The following is a 24,447-nucleotide window of genomic DNA, read 5'->3' on the forward strand; positions in this document are numbered from 1 at the left end:
CCGCCAGGCGCGGGGCCGAACCAACCCGACGCGCACCAGGAGTGCACGCATGAACAAGCGAACCCTCCCCAGGCTGGCCGGTGCCGGCTGGGCACACCCCTACAGCCACGGCCCTTTCGACCCGTGGCTGTACGCCGACGGCGGGGACGGAGGCGACTCCGGATCCGACAGCGACGACAGCGGTGACGACGCGGGCGCAAGCGACGACCAAGACAACGACGCCGGCGGGACCGGCAACGACGACCAGGACGACGATGCGGCCAAGGACGACAAGCCCAAGCCGAAGCCGCCCGCGAAGAAGGACGACGAGGACCCGACTGCGACGATCGCCCGGCTCCAGAAGGAGCTGAAGCAGGCGAACGCCGACGCCGGCAAGGCCCGGACCAACGCCAAGAAGGCGGCGGCCGACGAGGCCCGCACGCAGATCGTGCAGGAACTCGGCAAGGCCCTCGGCCTGGTCAAGGACGACAAGGACACGCCGCCCGACCCGGCCGCGCTCACGGCGCAGATCGAGAAGGCGACGGCGGCGCACAGGGAGACCGCGGTCGAGCTGGCCGTGTACCGGGGCGCATCGAAGCACGGCGCCGACCCGGACGCGCTGACCGACAGCCGCGCCTTCCTCAAGTCCATCGCCGACCTCGACCCGTCCGACGAGGAGTTCGCCAAGAAGGTCAACGCCGCCATCAAGAAGGCGGTCGACGACAACCCCAAGCTCAAGGCGCAGGGCCAGGCGCCCGCGCGCAACTCCGGTGACTTCTCCGGCAGCACCGAGAAGCCCAAGAACAGCAACAGCATCGAGGCCCAGCGCGAAGCACGCCGCAAGGCACGCGCCTGAGCCTCCCCACATGAGTAGGAGGCCCTTGTGGCCAACACGTTTCTGACCCCGCAGACCATCGCCACGAGGGCGCTCGCCACGCTGTACGAGACGACCGTCATGGCGCAGCTCGTCCACCGCGACTTCGACGCCGACTTCCGTGGCAAGCAGGGCGACACCATCACGGTGCGCAAGCCCGCCACGTTCACCGCGACCGAGTTCGACCGCGGGACCGGCATCGTGCCGCAGAACGCGACCGAGTCCGGCGTGGACGTCACGCTGAACCACTTCTCCGACGTCTCCTTCAACGTGACGACGGAGCAGCTCACGCTGGAGATCGAGGACTTCGGTACGCAGCTCCTCGACCCGGCGATGGAGGCCATCGCCCAGAAGATCGACACTGACCTTCTGGCGCTGCGCGACGACATCGTGCAGACGGCCGGCGCCACCACGGGCCGCGAGCTGACCAAGCCGGAGATCCTCATCGACGCCGGCAGGATCCTCAACCAGCAGAAGGTTCCGACGACCGACCGGTCCGCAGTGATCGGCCCGGTCGCGAACGCCGACTGGCTCGACACGGATGTGCTGAAGAAGGTCAACGAGTCCGGCAGCACGGAGGCGCTGCGGGAGGCGTACATCGGCCGGCGCCTGTTCGGGTTCGACCCGTACTGGACGCAGCATGTGGCGGAGCCGGAGGAGGGTGTCGCCTTTCACCGCACGGCGTTCGCTCTGGTGACCCGGCCGCTGGAGATCCCGCCGGGCGCCCAGGACGCCACGATCATGAACTACAAGGGGTTCGGCCTGCGCGTGGTCTACGACTACGACATCAAGTACAAGCAGACCGTCGTGTCGGTGGACTGCCTGTACGGCACGAAGACCCTCGACGCCAACCGGGCCGTCCTGCTCCAGGGCGCCGGTTCCTGATCCTCCCTTCCGGGGAGTGGGTGGCGGGTGAAGGGGGGCGTCGATGCGCGTGATTGTGCTCGGCGCTCCCCGGCCGCTGCATCTGAACCGGTGGAAGGACTGCCTCACAGAAGGCGGCAGCGAACTGGGCTGGGACGTGCTGCACCTCCCGGCCCGCGGCATCCCGGCCGAGGATGTGGTCCGCGCGTGCAAGGGCGCGGACATGCTGATCTGGGCCCGCACCCACGGCCATCAGCCCACCGGCGATATCGGCGCCATGCTGTGCCGGATCGAAGACGAGGGCACCGCCACGGTGGGCGTCCACCTCGACCTGTACTGGGGCATCCCCCGACGGGAGCAGCAGATCGGCGTGGACCCGTGGTGGTCGTGCCAGTTCGTGTTCACCGCCGACGGCGGCCACCAGGAGCAGTTCCGGCAGCGCGGCGTGAACCACGTCTGGCTGCCGCCGCCCCTCGGCCGCCGCTGGCTCGGCCGCACCGCGCCGGACCGGTCACGGTTCCGTAGCCGGGTGGTGTTCGTCGGCGGCTACGTCCCGGACATCCACGGCACCCACCGGCCCGACCTCATCAACTGGGCCCGCCGCCGGTTCGCGTTCCAGTTCCAGCAGTACGGCCCCAGCCGGCCCGTGTGGGGACCGGACCTGGGGAGCCTGTACGCCTCAGCTGAAGTCGTGCTCGGCGACTCCGCAGACGCCTCGCACTACTGGTCAGACCGCGTCGTCTGCACCATGGGCCGCGGCGGACTCCTCGCCCACCCCCGTGTCGAGGGCATGGCCGAGCTCGGCTTCACCGACGACGTGATGCTGCTGTACGAGCGCGGCCAGTTCCCCCAGCTCGGCGAGCGCATCGACGCGCTGACGGCCTCCAGCCGGCGGGAGATGACCGATGCGGCGATCGCTCTGGTGGAGGAGCGGCATCTGTGGGAGCACCGGCTGAAGGACATCGAGAGGGTGGTGTTCGGGTGCGGGTGATCATCGCGTGTGCGGGGTCGCAGGCCAAGTGGGGCGGCCATCTCGGTGTTCCGTCGCATCTGGTGCCGCTGCGGGCGCACTTCGGGGTGCCGCTGCTGTACCGCACGGTCGGGCAGGTGCGGGAGTTGACCGACGACGTGCACCTCACGTGCCCGGCGGGGGGCGCCCGCTACCGGCTGCCCGGGGTGACGGTGCACGAGCAGGACGGCACCGCGCCGTCGGAGTATGCGGCCACCCGCAGCCTGTGGAACGAGCGCGGCCGTACGGTGCTGCTGCTCGGCGACGTGTACTTCACCGACGAGGCGATGGCCACCGTGGCCGGGTTCCGGCCGCAGACCTACCGGGTGTTCGGCCGGTACGGGCCGTCCAAGGTGACGGGCACCCCGTACGGGGAGATCTTCGCCGCCTCCTGGTGGCCCGGCCAGCACACCCGCATGGACGCCCGGCTGCGGCACGTCCACGAGATGCGCGCCCAAGGGATCGTCACCCGACCCCCGGGCTGGATGCTGCTGCGCACCTGGCAGGGCACGCCGGTCGGTAAGCACCGGGTGAGCCGGGATTGGTTCACCGAGATCGACGACCTGACCGACGACTTCGACACCGTGGCCGACTACGTGCGCCACCCGGCAACCAGAGACGGAGGCTGACCGGTGGCCAACGTCATGCGCGCCCTGCCCGCCCTGCTGAAGGGCCTGGGCTGGACGCCTCAGCACCTCGTGCATGTCGGCGCGCACGAGGGCCAGGAGATGCCGTTCTACCGCGAGGCCGGCATTCCTCGGATCACCCTGGTGGAGCCGATCCCGTGGCTCGCCGAGCAGCTGCACCGCGAACACCCGGACACCGTTGTGCACCAATGCGCGTGCGGGCCCACGAACGCGTGGACCCGGCTGCACATCATGGCCCGCACCAACCTCTCGACCCTGGCCACACCGCAGAAGACCGACCGTGTGACCCGGACCATCGACGTGGACGTGCGCCGCCTCGACGAACTCGCCCCCGACGCCGACGCCGCAGTGGTCGACGCGCAGGGCCTGGAGCTGGACGTCCTGAAGGCCGCCCCGTGGGACAGCCTCCGCCTGGTCATCGCCGAGACCTGCACCGTGGACGACCCGACGATGGCCGCGCCGTACGACGAGGTGTCCGCGTTCATGACCGGCCGCGGCTTCCACGAGGCCGACCGGTGGGTCCGCGACTACGACTGGGTCAGCAAGTGGGGCCGCGGCCCCGGGCTCGCGCAGCGTGGTGGTGAGGTCCGGGACGTCGTGTTCTACCGGGAGCCGGCGTGAGCGTCGCCGTCCTGGTGCCGTGGCGGCCAGACGGTGGCTCACGGCAATCCGTGTGGGCGTGGGTACGCCGACAGTGGGCCCGCTGGCCGGACTGGCAGATCGTCACCGGCGCTTGCCCGGACGGCCCCTGGTCCAAGGGTGCAGCGGTCGCTGATGCGCTGCGGCAGACCAACGCTGACGTCCTGGTGGTCGCCGACGCCGACGTCTGGACGGTAGGCACCCTGGACGCCGTGGACGAGGTGGTGTCCGGCCGGGCCCGGTGGGCGATGCCCCACCAGCTCGTGCGCCGCCTCACCCCCGAGGCCACCCAGGCCGTTCTCGGTGGCGCCCCGCTCGAGGGCCAGCCCACCGACGAGACCCATCCGGGCATGCCCGGCGGCGGCATCGTCGTCCTCGACCGCCAGGTCCTCGAAGGCGTCCCCATGGACCCGCACTTCCAAGGGTGGGGCCAGGAAGACCAGGCGTGGGCGCTCGCCCTGGAGACGCTGGCGGGGCCGATGTGGCGTGGCGACAGCGACTTGTTCCACCTGTGGCACCCGCCCGCCCCGCGCCGGTCCCGCTCGGTCGGTTCGGCCGAGTCCCTCGCTCGCTACCGCCGCTATCAGGCGGCCTCCGGCCAGGCCGCGCAGATGCGGGCGCTGGTGGCCGAGTTCTGTCCGACCCCACTGGAGGGATCACCCATGAAGTACAGGTACAAGAACGACAACACCGGGGACGAGGTCGAGTACCCGCACCCCAACGCCCGGCTGGAGATGCTGCCGAACTGGAAGCGCATCGCCGCCCCGGCCCCGGAGGTGCAGCAGGCCGAGGAGCCGAAGCAGGGCCCGCCGCCGGCTGACCCGCCGGAGCGTCCGGCGCAGCAGGACCCGAAGGCCGCCTGGCTGGAGTACGCCACCCGGCAGGCGCAGGACTCCGACGAGGCTGCCGAGATCGCCACCCTCACCAAGGCCGAACTCATCGACCGCTACGGCAGCAAGGAGCACTGAGCCATGGCCGACCTGGTCACCAACATCGGCAAAGGCCGCTTCATCTACTACGCGGGGCTGCCCGCCACGAACGACGCCCTGGTTGCGGTCGTGCTGGAAGCCTCCGGCCTGGAGACGGACGACGCGCTTCAGGACTACGACACGCTCGCCGCGCTCCTCGCCGGAGCGTCCAACGAGCAGACCACCATGGGCCGCAAGACCCTGGCGAACGTCGCGGTCACCGTCGATGACACCGCCAACGACGCCTCCTTCGACTGCGACGACATCGTGTGGACCGCTGCCGCGGGTAACGCCACCGGGAAGCTGGTCATCTGCTATGACCCGGACACCACAGGCGGCACCGACGCCGACTTGATCCCGCTCACCCTGCACGACTTCGCGGTCACCCCGGACGGCACGGACATCACCGCGCAGATCCACGCCGACGGCCTGGCGGTCGCCGAGAACGCCGCCTGACAACCTGCGGACAGGGGGTGACCGGTCGTGCCACTGCTGGACACCCTCACCGACGACTTCGACGACAACACCGTCGACACCGTCAAGTGGCCCGACTCCTACGGCACGGTCAGCGAGACCGGGGGCCGGGCCCGGGTGCCCTGCACAGCCGACTACGCGGCCTACGCCTCGGACACCGCGTGGACACTCCAGGGCTCGCATGTGCAGGCCCGGATGTATCCGCCGGCGGCGGGCGGCGCGACCGAGGAGGCGTGGTCGCAGATCCTGATCACGACCACCACGCTCGGCACGGACGCGGTGATCGAGGTCAACGCCATCGACGGCGATCTGGGCATGGCGGTGCGCGTCGACTACGGCGACCCGGGATACACCTCAACCACCTACGACCCGGTGGACCACGCCTATCTGCGGATCCGGGAGACCGCGGGAACGCTGTACTGGGAGACGTCCCCGGACGGCACGACGTGGACGGTGCAGCGCAGCGAGACCGCCCCGGCGTGGGTGGCGGACACGACGCTCCAGGTGCAGCTGATCTCCCACCGGAGTGACGGCACCGACGACTTCGCCGAGTACGACGACTTCAACATCGTTCCGACCGGCGGGCAGACAGTGGCCCTCGGGACCGCGCGCACGGCCGCCAGCGCGGGGGCGCTCGGGAAGGCGAAGACGACCGGGCTGGGTGCGGCCCGGTCCGCTGAGGCTGGCGCATCGGTGTCCGGCCTGGCGACGGCATACCCGGGCGTGGCCCGGACCGCGGCGGCGGCCCGAGGAGTGCAGGCGGCGAAGACCGCGATGGTCGGCACGGCTAGGGATCTGGCGACCGGACGGACGGTGACCGTACGGCGGACCGTCCCGGTTACGGCGGCGGGCGAGTCGGCTACGGCACGCCCCGTGGTCGCGGCGCGAACGGTGCCGGTCGGTACAGCCCGCACGGTGGTGGCCGGCGGGCTGGTCGCCGGGAAGAAGACGGCACCCGTCACCGCGGCCCATGTGGTTGCTGGCGGGCGGGCCCTGTCGTGGGAGCGGACCGCCCGCCCCGGCCGGGCCCGGCAGGCGGCGGCGGCCCGGGCGGTCACGGCCACACGGGCCATCCCGGCCGGCGCAGGACGCACGACCGAGACGGCGAGGTCGCTGCGGGTTCTGCGGATCGTGCCGATCGGCGTGGCCCGGCAGTCGACGGCCGCCGGCCAGTTGGCGCTCTCCGGCGCAACGCGGCTGGGCTCGGCCGCGGTCGCGGTCGGGGCGCTTCCTGTGCCGGTGCAGAAATCCGCGGGCACCGGCCCGGCGCGGGCGGCTGATACCGCGCGACCCGTGACGGTGATGCGGGCGGTGCCTCTCGGCGCCGCGCGGGCGACGGAGGCCGCCCGCGGGCTGGGGCACTCCCGCACCGTCCACGTGGGCACGGCACGGCAGACGACCACCGGACGCCCATTGGGCCGGTCCGGGACGCTGTCCCTGGGCGCGGCTCTCGGTGTGGAGGCAGCTCGTCCGCTGGCTGGCGTGAAACGTCTGAGTGTGGCTCCGGCGCGCACCGTCGTGGCGGCCCGGCCGCTGCACGGTCTGCTGCTGGTGCCGCTCGGGATTGCCCGCTGTACCGACGCCGTACGGCCAGTGGACGCGGCGAAGCACACCGTCGTAGCGGCTGCGCGTGAGACCGCGCGGGCGCGTGGGGTGCGTCAGCCGTACCAGACCCGCATGATCCGCACTGCCCGCGCCGCGGACCGCCCGCGGCCGGTGGCGTCGCGTGTGCAGCAGCCGGCCGACCAGCTGACGCCGTCGGTGGCCGGGCCTCTCCTCACCCCGTCGGCCGCCGGGCCGTCGCTGACCGCATCCGTATACGGGCCGTCGCTGACGCCCTCGAGCACTTCCGGAGGTGGCTGATGCCCGATGTGGGAGACGTGGTCACCGCGCAGCTGGTGGTGGCCCCCTACGACGGGACAACGTCCGCATCGCTGGCGGTGACTGCGCCGGACGGGACCGTGTCGAGTCCTGTCGCCTCTACGGCGGACGGCGGGCAGACGTGGACGGCGCCGCTCACCTACACGGCGGCCGGGGTGTGGCTGCTGCGCTGGACGGTCACCGGCACTGGCGCGTCGGTGGAGAACCAGCAGGTGGCCGTCGCCCCGACACCAGGCGCCGGGCAAACCGGCCGGGTGTACGCCACGACGACGGACCTCGCGAACTACCTGCGCGCCGCCCCGCCGCTCGACGCCTCTGGGCTGCTGCTGGCCGCATCGAAGATGCTCGACACCCGCGTGTTGTTCCTGTGCCGCTACGACGTCGACGACGACGGCATGCCCACCGACCCGGACGTCGCCGCGGCGATCGGCCGCGCGGTGTGCGCACAGGTCGCCTGGTGGGACGAGGTCGGCGACAGTACGGGCGCGGCCGGGGTCGGCTACGGCTCGGTGGCGATCGGCTCGGTGAACCTCGGCCGGTCGGTGACCAGCGTGTCGGGTGACGACTCGGCGGCCCGGCAGATCGCCCCGCAGGTGATGGACGAACTTCGCTCCCCTGACCTGCACGACAAGCTCGTCATCGGCGCGGTGGCGGTGCCCTGGTGAGCCGCATTCCGGGCTGGCTGCTGCGCCACCGCATCACGATCGAGCCGCACCTGGGGGACTCCAGCACCGGCCCCCTCTACGGGCCGCCCACAGAGGTGCGGTGCTTCGTGGACGAGCAGACCCGCGCCGTGCGCTCCCCCGGCGGCGAGGAGGTCACCTCGTCCTCGACCGCCTACGCGGCGCCCGGCACGACGGTGCCGCCGCTGTCCCGCGTCACGCTGCCGTCCGGCCGCACCACCACGGTGATCGCCGCCCTGGACCGCGACGGCGGCGGGCTGCCGACACCGGACCACGTGGAGATCCAACTTCAATAGGGGGTGCCCGCAGGTGGCCGCTCGCTTCGAACTTCGCTTCAACGGGGCAGCGGTCCAGCGGGAACTCCGCGCCGCCGCAGCCCGCGGCCTGCTCCTGGCCGCCGAGCACGTCCTCACCGAAGCCCAAGAGGTCGTGCCGCTCGACGAGGGCTACCTCCAGTCCACCGGCACCGCCTCCGTGGACGAAGGCACGCTCACCGCCGCCGTCAGCTTCGACGGCCCGTACGCCGTCCGCCAACACGAGGAACTCGACTGGCGGCACGCGCCCGGCAGGCAGGCCAAGTACCTGGAGCAGCCCCTCAACGCCAACCGCGGACCGGTCCAGCGGATCATCGCCGCGCAGGTGAGGCGGGCGCTGCAATGAGCCACGACACCGACCTGTTCCAGGGCCTCGCCGAGCTCCTCGACACCGAGGGCATCGGAACCTACGACCCGGCCGGGGCGCTGCCGGAGGGCGGCACGGGCATCGTTCTCGGCCGCGTTCCCGACGGCCCGGACCGGGCGATGGGCCTCACCCCGTACCCGGTCGCGGACGACGACTCCACCGACTCCGTCACCGGCGTCCAGGCGCGCATGCGCGCGGGCACCAACGCGCTCGACGTCGTGCAGCTCGCTGGCGACGTCTTCGACGTGCTCCACAACCGCCGCTCGTACCTGCTGCGCGACGTGTGGGTGGAGATCTCCTGGCGCAACTCCCAGGCCTGGATCGGCCAGGACACCCGCGGCCGCATGGAGCTGGTCGCGAACTACTACTTCCGGACGGTCAGGTCCGGGCCCCATCTGAGCGACTGAGGAGGACCTGATGTCCACTCCCATCGAGGAGACCGAGCTTGCCCGCGAGTGGCGGCTGGAAATCAACATGGGCACCGACGAGGCCCCGGACTGGCAGCTGTGCCCGGGTGTCCGGGCCTTCCAGCCCGCGTCGGAGCCGAACATCGAAGACTCGTCCGACTACGACTCCGACGGCTGGGCGGGCAACACCAAGACGGCACAGTCGTGGGAGGTCACCACGACGATCCGCCGCAAGGCCAACAAGACCGTCAAGGTGTACAGCCCGGTTCACGAGGCGATCAGGCTCGCCCACTTCGCGTACGGGGACGCCAACCTGGTGCACCTGCGGTACATGCAGCGCAACGGCCTGCCCGAGGCGTACGAGGGCAAGGCCATCCCGACCTGGGCGCCGGCGGGCGGCGAGTACACGGCGCTCGGCGAGGTCGAGATCACCTTCACTGGTGACGGGGCGCTCACGCCGATCGACAACCCGCTGGCGGGGAGCTGATGGCCGCCCAGTTCGAGGCGCTCGGTGACTTCCTCGACGACTACCTGGAGCTGCCCGTCCTCACAGAGGGCGGGCAGACCCGCGTCTACCGCATCCCGTCACCGTCCGCCCGCGCCGGCCTCCGCGTGGAGCAGATCACGAAGATGGCCGCGAAGCTGTTCCTCAACGGCACCGAGCCGGACGCGGAAGTCCTCGACGATGACGAGGAACGCGACCTGTACCGGCTCCTCCTTGGGCCCGTCCACGACGAGATCGCAGCCGATCTGTCCTGGACACGGTTCCGGCACGTCGCCATGACCACCATGGTGTGGGTCCTCAACGACCGCGAGACGGCCGCAAAATTCTGGGCCAGCGGTGGCGACCCTTCTCTCTTGGCCCCGAATCGGGCGGCCCGTCGGCAGCAGAGGTCTCCGCGCTCGGAGTCGGACGCGGCGAGTACGACCCGATCACGGGGCTCTACGAGTGGTACGAAGGCGGGCTCCCGCCAGCGTCGCAGGCGCAGCGGCAGGGCAAGCGGGTAACCCGCGCCGCTCTGCTGGAGCAGTGGCCGCTGGTGGAGGCGGACTTCCAGGACACCTACGGCCTCGACCTCGACGACAAGCAGCTGCTCGACAAGCGGTCGTGGCGCTGGTTCCAGACCCGCCTCTACGGCCTCATCTCTGCCGAATCCCGCGTCTCGCGTCACTTCGCACCTCCCCCGCCCGAGCAACCCAAGTACCGGAGGAGGTAGCGGTGGCCCTCGTCATCGGCGAACTCACAGGTGTCATCTCCCTCGACGCCGACGGCGTACCCACCGCCCTGCGCCGTGTCGAAGGAGCCATGCGCTCCTCCGGGCAGCGCCTCGCCGGAGACGCCGACGACGCAGGCCAACGTGCCGGGCAGCAGCTCGGCGGCGGCCTCGTCCGCGGGGCCGACGGGCAATGGCGGAACCTGCGCGGCCAGCTCGTCGACGCGGTCACGGCTGCCGCTCTGGACGCCGAGGCCGCCGCACGCCGAGGCGGGCAACGGGCGGGGCAGCAGCTCGGTGACGGTTTGGGAGACGGTGCCACCCGGGCGGCCCGCCGGGCGGGCGACGACGCCGGGGACGCCCTCGGTGACGGACTCACCCGGTCCGGCAGCGCGGGCGCCGACGAGGCCGGGGAGACCATCGGGCAGCGGTTGACGGGACGGCTGAAGCTCGCCGCAGCGGGTGCAGGCGTGGCGGCTGGCGCTGTGCTCGTGGCCGGGTTTCAGGAGGCTCTCGACCAGTCGCAGATCACGGCGCGGCTCGGCGCGCAGTTGGGCACGACGCCGGCGGTGGCGCAGCGGTACGGCAAGGTCGCCGGCGCCCTCTTCAAGGACGCGATCGTCAGCGACTTCCAGACGGGCGCCGACACTATCCGGGCGATCGCTTCGGAGGGGCTGCTGCCTCCGGGGGCAACAAACGCGCAGATCAAGGACATCTCTGCGAACGCGGCTGACCTGGCGAACGCCTTCGACGTCGATGTGGCGATGGCCGCGCAAGCGGCCGGTATCGCGGTAAAGACCGGGCTGGCGAAGAACTCAACTGAGGCCTTCGACCTGATCACGCAAGGCATGTCGGGTCTTGGTCCTGCGGGTGAGGACCTGCTGGAGACCGTCAACGAGTACGGCGTGCAGTTCGCGAAGAGCGGTTTGTCCGGGCGCACGGCGTTCGGGCTGATGCGGCAGGCGATCCAGGCCGGGTGGAAGGACACCGACAAGGTCGCGGACGCCTTCAAGGAACTGGAGCTCCGCGTCACCGGGGGTGGTAAGGCGCAGGTCGACGCGCTGAAGTCCGTCGGCCTGAACGCCAAGGACATGATCGCCGACCTGTCCGCAGGCGGGGCACGCGGCGAGAAGGCCATGGCGAAAATCCACGATGCCATCCTGAAGCTCGGGCCCAAGTCGGACGTCGCGAAGGTTGCGATCCAGGATCTGTTCGGCGGCCCGGGTGAGGACTTGGGTGCCGCGTTCTTCAAGCTGAACCTGCGTGAGGCCTCGAAGGCGATGGGCGGCGCGGAGGGCGCGGCCGACAAGCTGGGCAGCGGTCTGCGGGACAACGCGGGCGCGAAGGTGAAGGCCTTCAAGAACACGATGCAGCAGACGTTCGTGGAGTTCCTGGGCACGAAGGTCATCCCGCCGCTGGAGAAGCTGTTCGGGTTCGTTAAGGAGCACGCTGACGTCTTCGTCCCGGCGGCGGCCGGGGTGACGGCGCTGGGTGCCGCGTTCTCGCTAGCGGCGATCGGCGTGTGGGCGATGAACTCGGCGATGCTCGCCAACCCCATGTTCTGGATCATCGCCGGTGTCGTCGCACTGATCGCCGGTGCGGTCGCGCTGATCGTCCTGTACTGGGACGACATCGTCGCGGCCACCAGCGCGGCCTGGGAATGGGTCGTGATGAAGGTCCGGTGGGCGAAGGCCATGGTCCTCGCCGCGATCGCCTATCTCGGCACACTCCCTGGCAAGGTCGCGGGCTGGTGGAAGGGCGTGAAGGACAAGACGGTCCAGATCGTCACCGCCTGGGTGGCGTGGGTGCGGGGCATCCCGGGCCGCGTCTGGTCGGCGATCTCCGGCCTGGCGGGCCGCCTGCGCACGGCCTCGAACAACGCCTGGACGTCGTTCCGGAACGCTGCCGCCGTCAAGATCGTGTCGTTCATCAGCTGGGTGCGGGGCATCCCCGGCCGCGTCGCCCGCGCGATCGGCTCCGTAGGAAACCTGCTGTACAGCAAGGGCCGCAACATCGTCACCGGCTTGTGGAACGGCATCGTCGGCATGGGCGGCTGGCTCCGCTCCAAGATCATGGGCTGGGCCCGGAGCGTGATCCCCGGGCCGGTCGCCAAGGCGTTGGGCATCTCCAGCCCCTCCAAGGTGATGGCCAAGCAGGTCGGCCGGTGGATCCCCCGCGGCATCGTCGCCGGTATCGAGTCCACCGCGGGTGAGGTCGACCGGACGATGGCCAACCTGGTGCGCACCCCGACCCCGTCCGCGTCGTACGCCGGCGCCGTGGGCTCCGCCATGAGCGCAGGAGTGTCGTCCGGACAGCGGTCGACCAAGACCGTGCAGCTCACCGGCGGCGACGACTTCGGGCGGTACGTCATCGACAAGCTGCGCAAGCAAGTCGCCATCCTGGGCGGCGACGTCCAGTTCGTACTCGGAAAGGGATGAGCCTTGGCGTTCCCAGAAGACCCGCTCGGGCTGCGCGGTGAGCTGCTGCTCGGATCCAACCTCACCGACATCACCGCCGACCTGTACACCCGCGACCCGATCACACACAAGCGAGGCCGGGCCTACCGGGCCAACGCCGCCGATCCGGCCTCATGCTCGGCCACGATCAAGAACCGGGACGGCAAGTACACGCGCCGTAACCCGCTCAGCGAGTACTACGGCCTGCTCACCGGCAACACCCCTTTCCGGATCAGCCTCCCTGGAGGAGAGCCCCATCTCGCCATCAACGCCACCGGCGACCGGGCCCGCACCCCCGACACGGCCGCCCTCGACATCACCGGCGACCTCGACATCCGCATCGACGCACGGCTGGACAACTGGGGCCAGGAGGCGTTCCTCGAACTCGCCGCGAAGCAGGAGTTCACCACCGACCAGCGCTCCTGGAGGCTGGTGCAGCTCGGCGCCAGCGGCAAGGCCGAGCTGGTGTGGTTCACCGACGGCACCGCCGCCTCCGGCACCTCCGCACAAACCACCGTGGCACTGCCCGTCGTGCCCGGAGGCCGCATCGCGCTGCGCGTCACCCTCGACGTCAACAACGGCGCCGGCGGCTGGACCGTCACCTGGTACACCGCAGGCACCATCAACGGGCCGTGGACGCAGCTCGGCGCCCCGGTCACCGGCGCCGGCGTCACCTCCGTCTTCAACAGCAACGCGCCCCTGGACGTAGGGGACGTCGGCGGCATGATCCTCAACGTGCCGCAGGGCGCCATCTACGGCATGCGCCTGTACAACGGCATCGACGGCACCCTCGCCGCCGACGCCGACTTCACCGCCCAGACGCCCGGCACCACCTCGTTCACCGACAGTACGGGCCTCACGTGGACCATCGAGGGCAACGCCGAACTCAGCGACCGCGTGATCCGCTTCAACGGAGAAATCCCCGAATGGCCACCGAAGTGGTCACGGTCCGAAGCGGACGCGTGGACGCCCATCGAGGCCGCCGGCATCCTCCGCCGCCTCAACCAGGGCAAGAAGCCTCTGGACTCGACGCTGCGGCGCCGGATCCCGTCGGGAAACCCGGTCGCGTACTGGCCTTTGGAAGACGGCTCCGCGGCCACCCAGTTCTCCTCCCCTATCGCCGGGGTGCGCCCCCTGCGAACCAGCGGCATGGACCTCGCTGCAGAGGCCTCACTGGCCGGGTCGAGCCCATTGCCCACCCTGAACGGAGGCGCGTTCTTGTCGGGCAGCGTCCCCGCACCATCGGGGAGCCCCACGCAGTGGCACACCGAGTTCGTGTTCTTCATCCCCAACAACGGCCCGGCCACCACCCGAACCGTGTTGCAGTGGCTGGGCACGGGGACGGTGAAGCGGTGGCGGCTGATGCTGACCACCAACGCCAGCAACGTCTTCGGCTACGACGCCGACGACAACGTGGTCACCTCCAGCCTGCTGGACCTCAGCGGGCTTGGCGTCTTCAACGCCTGGTGCCGGTGGCAGCTGTTCGCTGTCCAGAACGGCGGCAACGTCGACTGGAGCCTGCGGTTCATCCCGATCGGCGGCCAGGGCACCGGCCTGGTCACGACCAGCTACCCGGGCACCGTGGGCCGGATCTCCGGCCTCAAGGGCCCGGATGGGGGCTACAGCTCCGATCTGGACGGCCTGGCGCTGGGCCATCTCAGCGTGCTCACCACGGCGGGCACCACCATCTACAACAACGCCGACACCGGGTTCACCGGTGAGACCGCCGGTGCCCGCATGCAGCGCCTGTCCGTCGAAGAAGGCGTCCCTCTGGTGGTCGCCGGTGACGTCACTGCCACAGAGCTGGTGGGGCCGCAGCGCCCGTCAGCGCTGCTGGACCTGCTGCGTGAGTGCGCCGAGGCGGACGGCGGGATCTTCGGCGAGGCCCGCAACCGGCGGGAGCTGCTGTACCGGCCCCGCGAGAGCCTGTACAACCAGCCTCCCAAGCTCGTTCTCAGCTACGCGAACAAGCAGCTGGCGCCGCCGTTCGAGCCGGTCGAGGACGACCAGGTCCGCAACAAGTGGGAGGTGAACCGCGACGGCGGATCCTCCGGCTACGCGATGCTCGAGGAAGGGGACCTGTCGGTTCAGTCCCCGCCGGACGGGATCGGCGAGTATCCGGACTCCACGACGCTGAACCTGTACAGCGACGCCCAGACGGAGCCGATCGCCGGATGGCTGCTCCACCTCACCACGTGGGACGAGGCCCGCTACCCGCAGGTCACCGTACGGCTGCACCGGCACCCTGAGCTGATCCGGGACGTGCTGGCCCTGGATGTCGGGGACAAGATCCGCATCGAGGGGCTGCCGGTCCGGTTCGCCTCCGGCAGCGCGGTGGAGCTCCTGATCGACGGCTGGACGGAGACCTTCCGGCCACGCACGTGGGAGATCACCTTCAACTGCTCACCGGCCGGGCCGTGGACCGTGGGAGCGGTCGGCATCTACGAGGACTTCAGCGACACCGACTACGCCGTCACCATCACCGACGGCGGGAACCTGCCGTGGGCCCGGTCGCAGCTGCACTACCAGTCCGCCTCGTGGTCGCTGCGCTCGGGTGCGATCACCAACAACCAGACGTCCGACGCGATCGTGACCGTGCCAGCCGGGGCGACCGAGCTGACGTTCTGGTACTGGACGTCCTCGGAGGCGTCGGGGCCTGGATTCGACGGTGACCAGCTCCTGGTCCTGGCCGACGACGAGCAGGTACTACGGGCGCAGGGGGCGACACCATGGACACAGGCCACGATCGACGTCACCGGCAAGACGGCGGTGACCTTCCGTTACGTCAAGGACAACTCCACAGCTTCGGGAGAGGACGCGGCGCACATCGACGACCTGGTGTTTACCATGCCAGCGCCGATGCGGGTGGACGCCAACCCGGGAGGCTCGGCCCTTGCCGCGGGCGCCGCTGCTGACGCCACCCAGCTCCTTGTGCACACCCCGGCCCGGGGTTCCCTGACCCCGCGCCCGTGGATCACCTCGCAGGGGCCCACCCCCATCTACCCGGGCGAGTTCCCCTACGACGTCGGTATCGGCGGGGAGGTCATGCAGGTCACGGCCAACGAGCCCGCCGTGTGGGACGCCTTCGGCCGGACGGTGGCTGGCGGCTGGGGTCAGGCCGACTCGGGCCAGGCGTGGACAGTCGTGGGGTCGGCTGCGGACTACTCCGTCGGATCCGGCTACGGAGCGGTCAACCAGCCGGCCACCGGCATCGCGCACCTCACGCTGGTGCCGGCGCCCGGCCCAGACGTCGACCTGTACGTGGACGTCGCGACCAGCGTGCTCGCCGCGGGGGCCAGCCTGTACGCCGGGCCGGTCGTGCGGGCGGTGAGCAACGCCGACTTCTACATGGCCCGGATCGACTTCACCACGGCGGCCGGGATCGCGCTGACGCTGCGCAAGCGGGTCGCGAACGTCGAGTCGCAGCTGGCCGCCTACACCAGTCCCCTCGCCCATGTGGCGGGCACGTTCTACCGGGTCAGGTTCCAAGCGCAGGGCAGCGCGCTGCGGGCGAAGATCTGGGCCGCGACCGCTGCGGAGCCGACCCTGTGGCACGCCGAGGCCACCGATGCGGCGCTCACGGCTGCGAACAGTGTGGGCACCAGGTCGTTCGCGAACACCGGCTCGACGCCGGTGAACCCGCAGATCAGGTTCGACAATCTACGGCTTCCCACACCGCAGCGGATGACGGTCGTCCGGTCCCGCAACGGTGTGGTGAAAGCCCAGTCGGCGGGCGCCGAGGTGCGCCTCGCCCCACCCGCCATCGTCGCTTTGTAGGAGGCGCTATGCCGTTCGAGCTCTGGCAACCGGGCATGATCATGACGGAGGAGCGGCTCGCGTCGATTTCCCCGACCTGGCAGGACTGGTCTCCGGCGTGGACGACATCGACCGGGTCTGCTACGCCCTCGTTCGGTGACGCCTCGGTCCTTGCTCGCTATGCGCAGGCCGCCAGCGTTGTCTTCTTCCGGTTGGAGATCGGCTTCGGGGCGTCGACCAACTTCGGCGGCGGTGGCGGGTCGGACAACTGGCGCTTCAGCTTGCCGGTGGCATCCGCGGGTACGCAGCTGATCGCTGGGTCCGGGGAGGCGCAGGACAGTGCCACCGGCGGCAGCCCCTCGTCTGTGCGGGTGCCGCTGCGAGTCCGTCTGACGAGCTCGACCGTGCTGGAGCTGGAGACCAGCGGCGGCGGCACCGGCTTCACCGGCGGCTACTCCGCCACACCCACGGGCCTGATCGACGCAGTCACGCCCTTCACGTGGGCCAACGGCGACTTCATCCGCGTCGTTGGCCAGTACGAAGCCGCCTGACCGCCCGCCATCTTCGCCCCGCGCCACAAGGCCGGGGCCATTCTCATGCCTGGAGGCCTGATGGCCGCACCCCTATCCGCGTCGAGACTGGTGGAGGCCCTCCGCGCCGAGGGCGTGACCGTCCACGAGGTCCCCGGATGGCGCACCAACAACCGCAACCACAAGGGCGCCTGGGGCCCCGTCAACGGCGTGCTCATCCACCACACCGTCACCGGCCCCGGCACGGACGTCGTCAACCTCATCTACGACGGCCACAGCGCGCTGCCCGGTCCGCTCTCCACCGGCTGCATCACCAAGGACGGCGTCGTCCACCTGACCGGCAACGGCCGCGCCAACCACGCTGGCGGTGGCGACGGCCGCGTCCTGGACGCAGTCATCAACGAGTCCTACAGCGGCCGGCCGCCAGCGACGCAGAAGCATGACGGCTCGCCAGGCGCGGTCGACGGCAACGCCCGCTTCTACGGCTGGGAGTGCGAGAACGAGGGCGACGGCAAGGACCCGTGGCCGCGCGTCCAATACGTCGCCATGGTCAAGGCCACGGCCGCGATCTGCCGCGCGCACGGCTGGGGCGCGAAGAGCGCGATCGGCCACCTGGAGTGGTCGGACTGGAAGGTCGATCCCCGCGGCATCGACATGACCGACTTCCGCCGTGACCTGGCCGCGTGCCTGGCGCTCCCGGCGGGACAGTGGAAAGGAAACGACGACATGGCGTTTGGCGACGACGACGTCAAGAAGCTCTGGTACGGCGACCACATCCCGGCCGTCCCCCCGCCGTACAACAACGCCGACTGGCTCAAGGGCAACAAGACCTGGACGGCGAAGTACGCGATCCACACGATCGCTGCGTCCGGCCGGGAGACCCTGGCCCGCGTGAAGGCGATCGAGGCCAAGGTCACCTCGCTGGAGGTCGGCGGCGTCGACCTGGACGCCCTCGCCGACAAGGTGGCCGACAAGCTCGCCGAACGGCTCGCCGAGTGATCCTCAACCTCACCCCGCACCCGATCCGGCTCTACAGCAACGAGCGCGAGGACGGCATCGACGACCTCGAACCGCACCTGCGCGAGGTCATCGAGCCCGGGCCTGTGCCCGCACGGCTGGCCACGTTCGAAGTCAGCAGCGGCATGTGGCCCGAGTTGGTCGAGTTCGGGCACGCCCAGAACCTCCCGCCCAAGCGCGACGGCTACCAGTACATCGTCTCCCTCGTCGTCGCCCTGGCGCTCGCCGACCGGCGTAGCGACCTGCTCGTCCCCTACCGCGAGGTCCGCAACGCCTCAGGGACCGTCATCGGCTGCCGCTCGCTCGCGCAGCCCGTCTGAAACGAGGAACCCATGTCACAGCTCAACCTCCCCAACGCCGAGACCGTCGTGAAGACCGCGCAGACCTACGCGAAGGACCTCGCCGAACGGACCATCTGGTCCTTCCTCGGCGGGGCGACCGCCGTGTCCGTGGCCGCAGGCCCCGCCGACATGCTGAACGCATCGTTCTGGCAGGCCGTCGGCGCGGGCGGCCTGGCGGCAGCGTTCGCCCTGCTGAAGGGCGTCGCAGCCCGGGTCGTCGGCCAGAAGAACAGCGCCTCCACGGCGGCGGGCGTCTGATCCACGCGGCGCGTCAGCACGATCCGTAAGGGGGCCCCTTGGACGCCACCACCCTCGGCTCCCTGCTCGTGGGCGTGGGCGCAGTCGTCGGCGGCGTGGTGGCGTACCTGGGCAAGCGGGGCGAGAACGCGATCACTCTCTACGGCTCGCTCACCAACGACCTGCAAGAGGAACGCGACCGGCTCGACACGAAGGTCACCGAGCTGAACGCGAAGATCGCCGAACTGTCCGCACTGCGGGCTGCTGACCAAGCGGAGATCGCCCGGCTCCGCGCACTCATCCCACCCGGAGGACAACCGTGACCCGGACAGAGCGGGCGCTCGCCCGGCGTTGGCGCCCGGTGGCGCTGCTGTGCTGGCTGGTCGCCCTGTCCGGCGCGGTCGTCATCATCTGGGGGCGCATCGACGCCGAGATGACCGCACGACATGAGGCGGTCGCTGAGGCCAACCGGCGAGGGGAAGCCGTCTCCACCCTCGCGACGGACGTACGGAAGCTACGGGAGCAGGTGCGCAGCGAGGGGCAGACGCCCGTCGCCCCCGACCCGTCCGAGGCCGTGGACGACCTACCCGACCGGGCCGAGGTGCCCGTCCCGATCCCCCGCCCGAAGGGAGACCCGGGTCGCCCGGGCCGGGACGGCTCACCGGGAGCCGAGGGCGAGCCCGGCGACGACGGGGCTCCTGGAACGCCGGGCCAAGACGGCGAGCCCGGGGAAGATGGCGCCCCGGGAGCGGACGGAGCCCAGGGGCCGGCCGGTCCGGAAGGACCGCAGGGGCCGCCCCGCGAGCAAGGCCCGCAGGGAGAGCCAGGCCCGCCCGGTCCGCAGGGCGAGCGCGGTGAGAAGGGTGAGCGGGGGGCCGCGGGATCGCCGCCCTCGTCCTGGACGTTCACCTACCGCGGCGTGACCTACACCTGCACCCCCAACGAGGGCGGATCGACCGCCTACAGCTGCGAGCCGACCGAGGGCGATCCGGATCCCGGCCTTCCTGGCTCGATCGCGGCCGGACTCGATCCGACCCGCCGGCAGTATCCCTGAACGCTGTTGCCCCCCTCTCGCCTTCGGGCGGGAGGGGGCGTTTCGTCATGTCCGCGGGCTGCTGAGAGTCGCGGAGCGCTCACACGAAAAGGGTCTCGCCCCATACCCTGGCAGTGACGAAGCTGGCAGAGATTGGGGCGAGACCGTGCCTACTGATGCTACCCCGGACCCGTACAGCGACCCGCTGGTCTTCGGCCAACGGCTCCAGATTCTCCGCACCCGCCGCGGACTGACCCGCGATCAGCTCGGCGGGCTCGCCGGCCGCTCCGGCTCCTGGGTGAAGGGCGTTGAGACAGGACGCCTGAAGACACCCAAGCTGGAAGTCGTACTACGGCTCGCCGAGATCCTCCGGGTCCGTGACCTGTCCGACCTCACCGGGGACCAGTCCGTGCACATCGACCTCTTCACCGGCCCCGGCCACCCCCGCCTGCCCGAGGTGAAGGCCGCGGTCGACGCGTTCCCGCTCGGCGCTCGCCGCGAGGCGCCACCGGCCGCGCACCTGCGGGCCCGACTCGCCCGAGCCTGGTCCGCCCGGCACTCGGCACCGAACCACCGGGACGTGATCGGTGCGCTGCTGCCCGACCTGATCCGGGATGCGCAGGCGGCAGTGCGGCAGGCCGAGACCGGTGCCGACCGCCGTGCGGCGCACGCCGTCCTCGCCGAGGTCTACTCGCTGTCGCAGTTCTTCGTGGCCTACCAGCCCGATGCCGCGCTGCTGTGGCGCGTCGCCGAGCGCGGCCTGATCGCCGCCCAGGAGTCCGAGGACCCTCACGCGATCGGCGTCGCCGCCTGGCTCGCCGCCCAAGCGCACCGCGACTCCGGCCCCGCCCACTTCGACGCAGCCGACGAGGTCACGCAGCAGACCCTCGCGTTCCTCGACCCGCTGCTCTCCGATGCCACCGCGGACGTCTTGGCCATCACCGGCGCACTGACTTTCGAGGCCGGGTACACGGCGGCCCGTAGAGGCGAGACGGGCACCGCGTGGCGGCACTGGGACCAGGCCCGCGACATGGCGGCCCGCCTCCCGGAGGGGTACTACCACCCCATCACCTCGTTCAGCCGGGCCATCATGGGCGCGCACGCCGTCACGATCGCCGTCGAGCTGCACCAGGGCGGCGAGTCTGTGCGGCAGGCTGCCGCCGCGGACGCCGTGGTGATCCCGTCTCGGCCGCGCCGGGCCCGGCACCGAATCGAGGAAGCCCGCGGGTACCAGCTCGACGGGCAGCCGGACGTCGCCCTCGCCACGCTGGCGCAAGCACACGAGGCTGCGCCAGAGACGATCCGGTACAACGGCTACGCCAAGCGCATCGTCCTCGAGGAGACCGAGGCGAAGAGCCCGGCACGCCGCCGCCGCGCCTCGGATCTGGCCGTGAAGCTGGGCTTGTTGGCCGCCTGACGAGGGGGCACAAACTGTGCCCCTGCCTCCAGTTGAGGGCTTCTACGGTCGCTGGTGTGAGACAGATCACCGCGACCGTGGAGGCCTTCGTGCTCGGGGAGACACGCACCAGCAGCAGCGCCGAGGACAGTGCGCTTGACCTGCTACCGCTCCCCAGGGTCACGAGCCTGTCCGGGTTACAGGCCCGCGGCGCGGCCTGCGTCTGGTGCCAGATCGGGCTCACGATCGAGACGGCTGTCGACCTCGGCGAGCGCCCACCCGGGCCCGGCGGGGTGACGCTCTTCCCCCGCGGCTGCCGCGACTGCGTACGAGCTGCAGCGCTCCGCACATACGGCGTACACGCCGACACCTGCGAGCAGTGCGTCGACAACCCCACCCTGTGCGATACCCGGCGCGCTCTGCGCCGCCTCGCGCTGGAGGCGCGCGGATGATCCTCGCCGAGACCCCCGAGCAGGCCGCCCTGTGGGATCACTGCCTGACGTGCCCGACCTGCCGGGCCATCGACGACAAGGGCGCGAACCTCAATCTCCCTTGCGCCACGGCCGCTCGCCTCACCGCGGAGTATCGGCAGGCGCGCCGCAGCACCTGACGGGCCCCAAGACTCCCGCCCCGGGCCGCCACCTTGGACTGTCCGGTCCGGGGCGGGTTGCACACCCACCATCGCGACAACACAAGGGAGAGGCATGTTCGTTCACTCCGACCGTCTGCCCGCCGGCCCCGCAATCCCGCAGGGCCTCGTCACCGCCCGCCCGTGGGGGCTCGGCCGCATGGCGCCCTACCCCACCATGGCCCCGGCCTACGCCCGCGCCGAGCTGGACCCGGCCACGCAGACCGCCCGCTTCTACGACGACGCCGGCCAGGTGCTGGAGATGGGCAAGCACGGCACCTCCACCGGCACCAGCCCCACGACGGGGACCAGCCCGGACGGCGACCCTTCGTCCCCCGACTCCGACACGGGAAGCGACAGCGACCAGTGACTGATCCACGTCCGGTGCTGGTCGTCACCAGCCTGCACGACCCCACCGCCGACGTGGTGATCCGCGAGCTGCACGACCGGGACATCCCGGTCGTGCGGCTCGACTCAGGGGACTTCCCCGCATCACTGTCGGTGGAGGCAGAGATCACCGAACACGGCCTCCGCGGCCGTCTCCTCACGCCCTCCCGCACGGCCGACCTGGCCAACGTCCGGTCCATGTACTACCGCCGACCGACCGGGTTCGCGTTCCCGCACCTCGACGAGCAGGACGCCCGCTTCGCCATCACCCAGGCCCGCTACGGGCTCGGCGGGGTCCTGGCCTCGCTGCCCGACTGCCTGTACGTCAACCACCCGCACCGCATCGGCGACGCGGAGTTCAAACCGGCCGGGCTGGCCACGGCAGCGAAGGCCGGGTTCCTGGTGCCGCCCACGCTCGTCACCTCCAGCCCCGACGCCGCCCGCGAGTTCATCAAGGCCCGCGGCCCGGTCATCTACAAACCGCTGAGCGCCCCGGTGTACCGAGTCGACGGCGTCTCGTCCGCCATCAGGGTCGCCGAGGTGACCGCAGACGACATCGACGACGACGTCGCGGGCACCGCGCACCTCTTCCAGCAGCGCGTCCCCAAGGTCGCCGACGTCCGCGTGACCGTCATCGGCGGGCACGTCTTCTGCGTCCGCATCGACTCCGACCTCCTCGACTGGCGCACCGACTACAGCCGGTTGGCCTACACCCCCGTGGAAGCACCGCCCGGCATCCGGCCGGCGCTGCACCGCTACATGAACCGCTTCAAGCTGGTCTTCGGCGCTTTCGACTTCGCCGTCGGCGCGGACGGCCGATGGTGGTTCCTGGAGTGCAACCCGAGCGGCCAGTGGCACTGGCTGGAAGACGAGACCGGCCTGCCCATGTGCGCAGCCCTCGCAGACCTTTTGGAGAGGACATCGTGACCGACCAGGAACAGCTGCACCAGCAGCTCATCGACAGGATGGTGATCGGCGGCAGCCTGCGCACCGAGCCGTGGAGGCGCGCCGCCGTGGCCGTCCCCCGGCACGAGTTCCTGCGCGGAGGCTTCTTCCGGCGCGCGGTCGGCTCGGACTTCACCGCGTGGGAGTCCGTACGGGAAGACGACCCGGGCTGGCTGGAGGGCTGCTACACGGACGAATCGCTGGTGACCCAGATCGCCGGGACGATCGTCCCGGAGGACATCCGCGGCAGGATCACGCGTGAGCCGACCAGCTCCAGCACGCTGCCCTCCCTCGTGCTGCGCATGCTGGAGGACCTCCAGGTCGACGACGGGCACAAGGTGCTGGAGATCGGCACCGGCACCGGCTACTCGACCGCCATGCTCTGCGCGCGGCTCGGCGAGGAGCGCGTCACCTCGATCGAAATCGATCCGTGGGTGGCGTCGCGAGCCCGGGCGGCCCTCGGCCACCTCGACATGTACCCGACGCTCGTCACCGGCGACGGGCTCCTCGGCCACGGCGCGGAAGCCCCGTACGACAGGGTCATCGCCACCTGCGGCGTGCGCACGGTCCCTCAGGCGTGGATTGAGCAGACCCGCCCGGGCGGACTGATCCTCGTCACCGTCGGTGGATGGCTCGGCTCCTCGGAGCTCGCGCGCCTGACGGTCCACGAGGACGGCACCGCGTCCGGGCCGCTGCTGGGCGGCGGCGTCAACTTCATGCTCGCCCGCCCGCACCAGCCGCCGCCGCTCGGCCTGCTTCCCGACCTCGAGGACGGCAAGGAACGCGAGACCACCATCGGCGCGGACGTGCTGAACAACTGGACCGCCCGGTTCGTCGCGCAGCTCGCCGTGCCGGCCGCCCAGCGGCTGACGCTCGAGCGGGACGGGCGGACCGAGGACGTCCTGGTCGACGTCGACACCGGCTCGTGGGCCGCGCTGCACTCGGAGGGCGACCGGTCGCTCGTCCGGCAGGGCGGCCCGGAGCCCCTGTGGGACATCGTGGAGGACCACTTCGGTCGGTGGCGGCATGCCGGCGCGCCAGCGCTGGAGGAGTTCACCGTCACCGTCAGCCCTGAAGGTCAGGTCATTCGCTGGGGGTCCTGAACCTGGCCTCGCTCGTCCGCTCTCCCCGTTGTGGATGGGCGTGGTTCCCTCCCTGGGCCACTAATTTCTCGAGGTCCACGCCGATCGCGTCGGCGATCCGAATGAGCGTGTCCAGCTTGGGCGATGCGTGCCCCTGCTCAATGCGGCTGTACGTCGCGACGTCGATGCCTGACCGGCTGCAGACCGCCTGCTGGGTCAGGTTGTGGTGCTCGCGGACGTGACGAATCTGCTCGCCCACAGCGCGTCGGCGGGCGAGGACCCGGGCGTCGGGCGGTGTGGGACGTGGCACACGTCCACG

General features: G+C 70.9%; 30 protein-coding genes. 29 read left to right on the forward strand and 1 reads right to left on the reverse strand.

The genetic code is table 11. The annotated features are described in order from the left end of the window. Positions 1-49: 49 nt before the first annotated feature. The 29 genes from OG331_RS25375 to tgmC all read left to right on the forward strand — a co-directional run bounded on the left by OG331_RS25375 (position 50) and on the right by tgmC (position 24,149). Complete coding sequence (locus OG331_RS25375) at positions 50-835, forward strand: hypothetical protein (RefSeq protein ID WP_406200132.1); 786 nt, start codon at positions 50-52, stop codon at positions 833-835. Positions 836-862: 27 nt separating this feature from the next. After that, on the forward strand, positions 863-1,738 hold the full coding sequence (locus OG331_RS25380; RefSeq protein ID WP_406200135.1) for a P22 phage major capsid protein family protein: 876 nt from the start codon (positions 863-865) through the stop codon (positions 1,736-1,738). 43 nt (positions 1,739-1,781) lie between these two features. Further along, a complete protein-coding gene (locus OG331_RS25385; protein ID WP_406200138.1) occupies positions 1,782-2,708 on the forward strand; it encodes a glycosyltransferase in 927 nt (308 codons plus the stop codon). After that, entirely contained in the window at positions 2,699-3,355 is a 657-nt protein-coding gene (locus OG331_RS25390) for a hypothetical protein (protein WP_406200141.1), read from the forward strand. The genes OG331_RS25385 and OG331_RS25390 overlap by 10 nt, the downstream gene beginning before the upstream one ends. A gap of 3 nt (positions 3,356-3,358) precedes the next feature. Next, positions 3,359-3,994 (forward strand): FkbM family methyltransferase, encoded by a 636-nt coding sequence (locus OG331_RS25395; RefSeq protein ID WP_406200143.1) that lies wholly within the window; start codon positions 3,359-3,361, stop codon positions 3,992-3,994. After that, the gene (locus tag OG331_RS25400; protein WP_406200146.1) at positions 3,991-4,980 is read left to right on the forward strand and encodes a hypothetical protein; all 990 of its coding nucleotides are present in this window, start codon (positions 3,991-3,993) and stop codon (positions 4,978-4,980) included. Before OG331_RS25395 ends, OG331_RS25400 begins: the two co-directional genes overlap by 4 nt. A 3-nt stretch (positions 4,981-4,983) precedes the next feature. Next, positions 4,984-5,436 carry a hypothetical protein gene (locus tag OG331_RS25405; RefSeq protein WP_406200148.1) on the forward strand — a complete coding sequence of 151 codons (453 nt, stop codon included), beginning with the start codon at positions 4,984-4,986 and terminating at the stop codon, positions 5,434-5,436. Between the two features lie 27 nt (positions 5,437-5,463). After that, positions 5,464-7,317, forward strand: a complete 1,854-nt coding sequence (locus OG331_RS25410) for a hypothetical protein (protein ID WP_406200150.1) — start codon at positions 5,464-5,466, stop codon at positions 7,315-7,317. Next, entirely contained in the window at positions 7,317-8,000 is a 684-nt protein-coding gene (locus OG331_RS25415) for a hypothetical protein (RefSeq protein ID WP_406200153.1), read from the forward strand. The genes OG331_RS25410 and OG331_RS25415 overlap by 1 nt, the downstream gene beginning before the upstream one ends. Beyond that, positions 7,997-8,314 carry a hypothetical protein gene (locus OG331_RS25420; RefSeq protein WP_406200155.1) on the forward strand — a complete coding sequence of 106 codons (318 nt, stop codon included), beginning with the start codon at positions 7,997-7,999 and terminating at the stop codon, positions 8,312-8,314. Before OG331_RS25415 ends, OG331_RS25420 begins: the two co-directional genes overlap by 4 nt. Before the next feature lie 13 nt (positions 8,315-8,327). Further along, positions 8,328-8,678, forward strand: a complete 351-nt coding sequence (locus tag OG331_RS25425; RefSeq protein WP_406200157.1) for a hypothetical protein — start codon at positions 8,328-8,330, stop codon at positions 8,676-8,678. Continuing rightward, the gene (locus tag OG331_RS25430) at positions 8,675-9,106 is read left to right on the forward strand and encodes a minor capsid protein (RefSeq protein ID WP_406200159.1); all 432 of its coding nucleotides are present in this window, start codon (positions 8,675-8,677) and stop codon (positions 9,104-9,106) included. Before OG331_RS25425 ends, OG331_RS25430 begins: the two co-directional genes overlap by 4 nt. Before the next feature lie 10 nt (positions 9,107-9,116). Continuing rightward, positions 9,117-9,593 (forward strand): phage tail tube protein, encoded by a 477-nt coding sequence (locus OG331_RS25435; protein ID WP_406200162.1) that lies wholly within the window; start codon positions 9,117-9,119, stop codon positions 9,591-9,593. Next, on the forward strand, positions 9,593-10,114 hold the full coding sequence (locus OG331_RS25440) for a hypothetical protein (protein ID WP_406200164.1): 522 nt from the start codon (positions 9,593-9,595) through the stop codon (positions 10,112-10,114). The genes OG331_RS25435 and OG331_RS25440 overlap by 1 nt, the downstream gene beginning before the upstream one ends. 32 nt (positions 10,115-10,146) lie before the next feature. Further along, positions 10,147-10,323: a hypothetical protein gene (locus OG331_RS25445; RefSeq protein WP_406200166.1), complete on the forward strand. Its 177-nt coding sequence runs from the start codon at positions 10,147-10,149 to the stop codon at positions 10,321-10,323. A gap of 2 nt (positions 10,324-10,325) precedes the next feature. Continuing rightward, on the forward strand, positions 10,326-12,758 hold the full coding sequence (locus OG331_RS25450) for a phage tail tape measure protein (protein WP_406200168.1): 2,433 nt from the start codon (positions 10,326-10,328) through the stop codon (positions 12,756-12,758). A gap of 3 nt (positions 12,759-12,761) precedes the next feature. After that, a complete protein-coding gene (locus OG331_RS25455) occupies positions 12,762-16,553 on the forward strand; it encodes a hypothetical protein (RefSeq protein ID WP_406200171.1) in 3,792 nt (1,263 codons plus the stop codon). A gap of 8 nt (positions 16,554-16,561) precedes the next feature. After that, complete coding sequence (locus OG331_RS25460) at positions 16,562-17,083, forward strand: hypothetical protein (RefSeq protein WP_406200174.1); 522 nt, start codon at positions 16,562-16,564, stop codon at positions 17,081-17,083. Between the two features lie 60 nt (positions 17,084-17,143). Continuing rightward, positions 17,144-18,061 (forward strand): N-acetylmuramoyl-L-alanine amidase, encoded by a 918-nt coding sequence (locus tag OG331_RS25465; protein WP_406200176.1) that lies wholly within the window; start codon positions 17,144-17,146, stop codon positions 18,059-18,061. Then, positions 18,058-18,399 carry a hypothetical protein gene (locus tag OG331_RS25470; protein ID WP_406200179.1) on the forward strand — a complete coding sequence of 114 codons (342 nt, stop codon included), beginning with the start codon at positions 18,058-18,060 and terminating at the stop codon, positions 18,397-18,399. Before OG331_RS25465 ends, OG331_RS25470 begins: the two co-directional genes overlap by 4 nt. A 12-nt stretch (positions 18,400-18,411) precedes the next feature. Next, positions 18,412-18,678 (forward strand): hypothetical protein, encoded by a 267-nt coding sequence (locus OG331_RS25475; RefSeq protein WP_406200181.1) that lies wholly within the window; start codon positions 18,412-18,414, stop codon positions 18,676-18,678. 38 nt (positions 18,679-18,716) lie between these two features. Next, positions 18,717-18,980 carry a hypothetical protein gene (locus OG331_RS25480; protein ID WP_406200183.1) on the forward strand — a complete coding sequence of 88 codons (264 nt, stop codon included), beginning with the start codon at positions 18,717-18,719 and terminating at the stop codon, positions 18,978-18,980. Beyond that, positions 18,977-19,711 carry a collagen-like protein gene (locus OG331_RS25485; RefSeq protein ID WP_406200186.1) on the forward strand — a complete coding sequence of 245 codons (735 nt, stop codon included), beginning with the start codon at positions 18,977-18,979 and terminating at the stop codon, positions 19,709-19,711. The genes OG331_RS25480 and OG331_RS25485 overlap by 4 nt, the downstream gene beginning before the upstream one ends. 145 nt (positions 19,712-19,856) lie before the next feature. Next, positions 19,857-21,107 (forward strand): helix-turn-helix domain-containing protein, encoded by a 1,251-nt coding sequence (locus tag OG331_RS25490; protein ID WP_406200189.1) that lies wholly within the window; start codon positions 19,857-19,859, stop codon positions 21,105-21,107. 56 nt (positions 21,108-21,163) lie between these two features. After that, complete coding sequence (locus OG331_RS25495; protein ID WP_406200191.1) at positions 21,164-21,538, forward strand: hypothetical protein; 375 nt, start codon at positions 21,164-21,166, stop codon at positions 21,536-21,538. Further along, a complete protein-coding gene (locus OG331_RS25500; RefSeq protein ID WP_406200193.1) occupies positions 21,535-21,696 on the forward strand; it encodes a hypothetical protein in 162 nt (53 codons plus the stop codon). Before OG331_RS25495 ends, OG331_RS25500 begins: the two co-directional genes overlap by 4 nt. 94 nt (positions 21,697-21,790) lie before the next feature. Further along, positions 21,791-22,084 carry a putative ATP-grasp-modified RiPP gene (gene tgmA, locus OG331_RS25505; RefSeq protein WP_406200195.1) on the forward strand — a complete coding sequence of 98 codons (294 nt, stop codon included), beginning with the start codon at positions 21,791-21,793 and terminating at the stop codon, positions 22,082-22,084. After that, complete coding sequence (tgmB, locus tag OG331_RS25510; RefSeq protein WP_406200197.1) at positions 22,081-23,028, forward strand: ATP-grasp ribosomal peptide maturase; 948 nt, start codon at positions 22,081-22,083, stop codon at positions 23,026-23,028. Before tgmA ends, tgmB begins: the two co-directional genes overlap by 4 nt. Then, positions 23,025-24,149: an ATP-grasp peptide maturase system methyltransferase gene (gene tgmC / locus OG331_RS25515; RefSeq protein WP_406200199.1), complete on the forward strand. Its 1,125-nt coding sequence runs from the start codon at positions 23,025-23,027 to the stop codon at positions 24,147-24,149. Before tgmB ends, tgmC begins: the two co-directional genes overlap by 4 nt. Here tgmC and OG331_RS25520 read toward each other — a convergent pair. Further along, a complete protein-coding gene (locus OG331_RS25520; protein ID WP_406200201.1) occupies positions 24,130-24,387 on the reverse strand; it encodes a helix-turn-helix domain-containing protein in 258 nt (85 codons plus the stop codon). The genes tgmC and OG331_RS25520 overlap by 20 nt on opposite strands. Positions 24,388-24,447: the final 60 nt, after the last annotated feature.

Origin of the sequence: Streptomyces sp. NBC_01017 (genome assembly GCF_045162795.1) — a bacterium.
In the GTDB taxonomy this organism is placed as follows: domain Bacteria; phylum Actinomycetota; class Actinomycetes; order Streptomycetales; family Streptomycetaceae; genus Streptomyces; species Streptomyces machairae.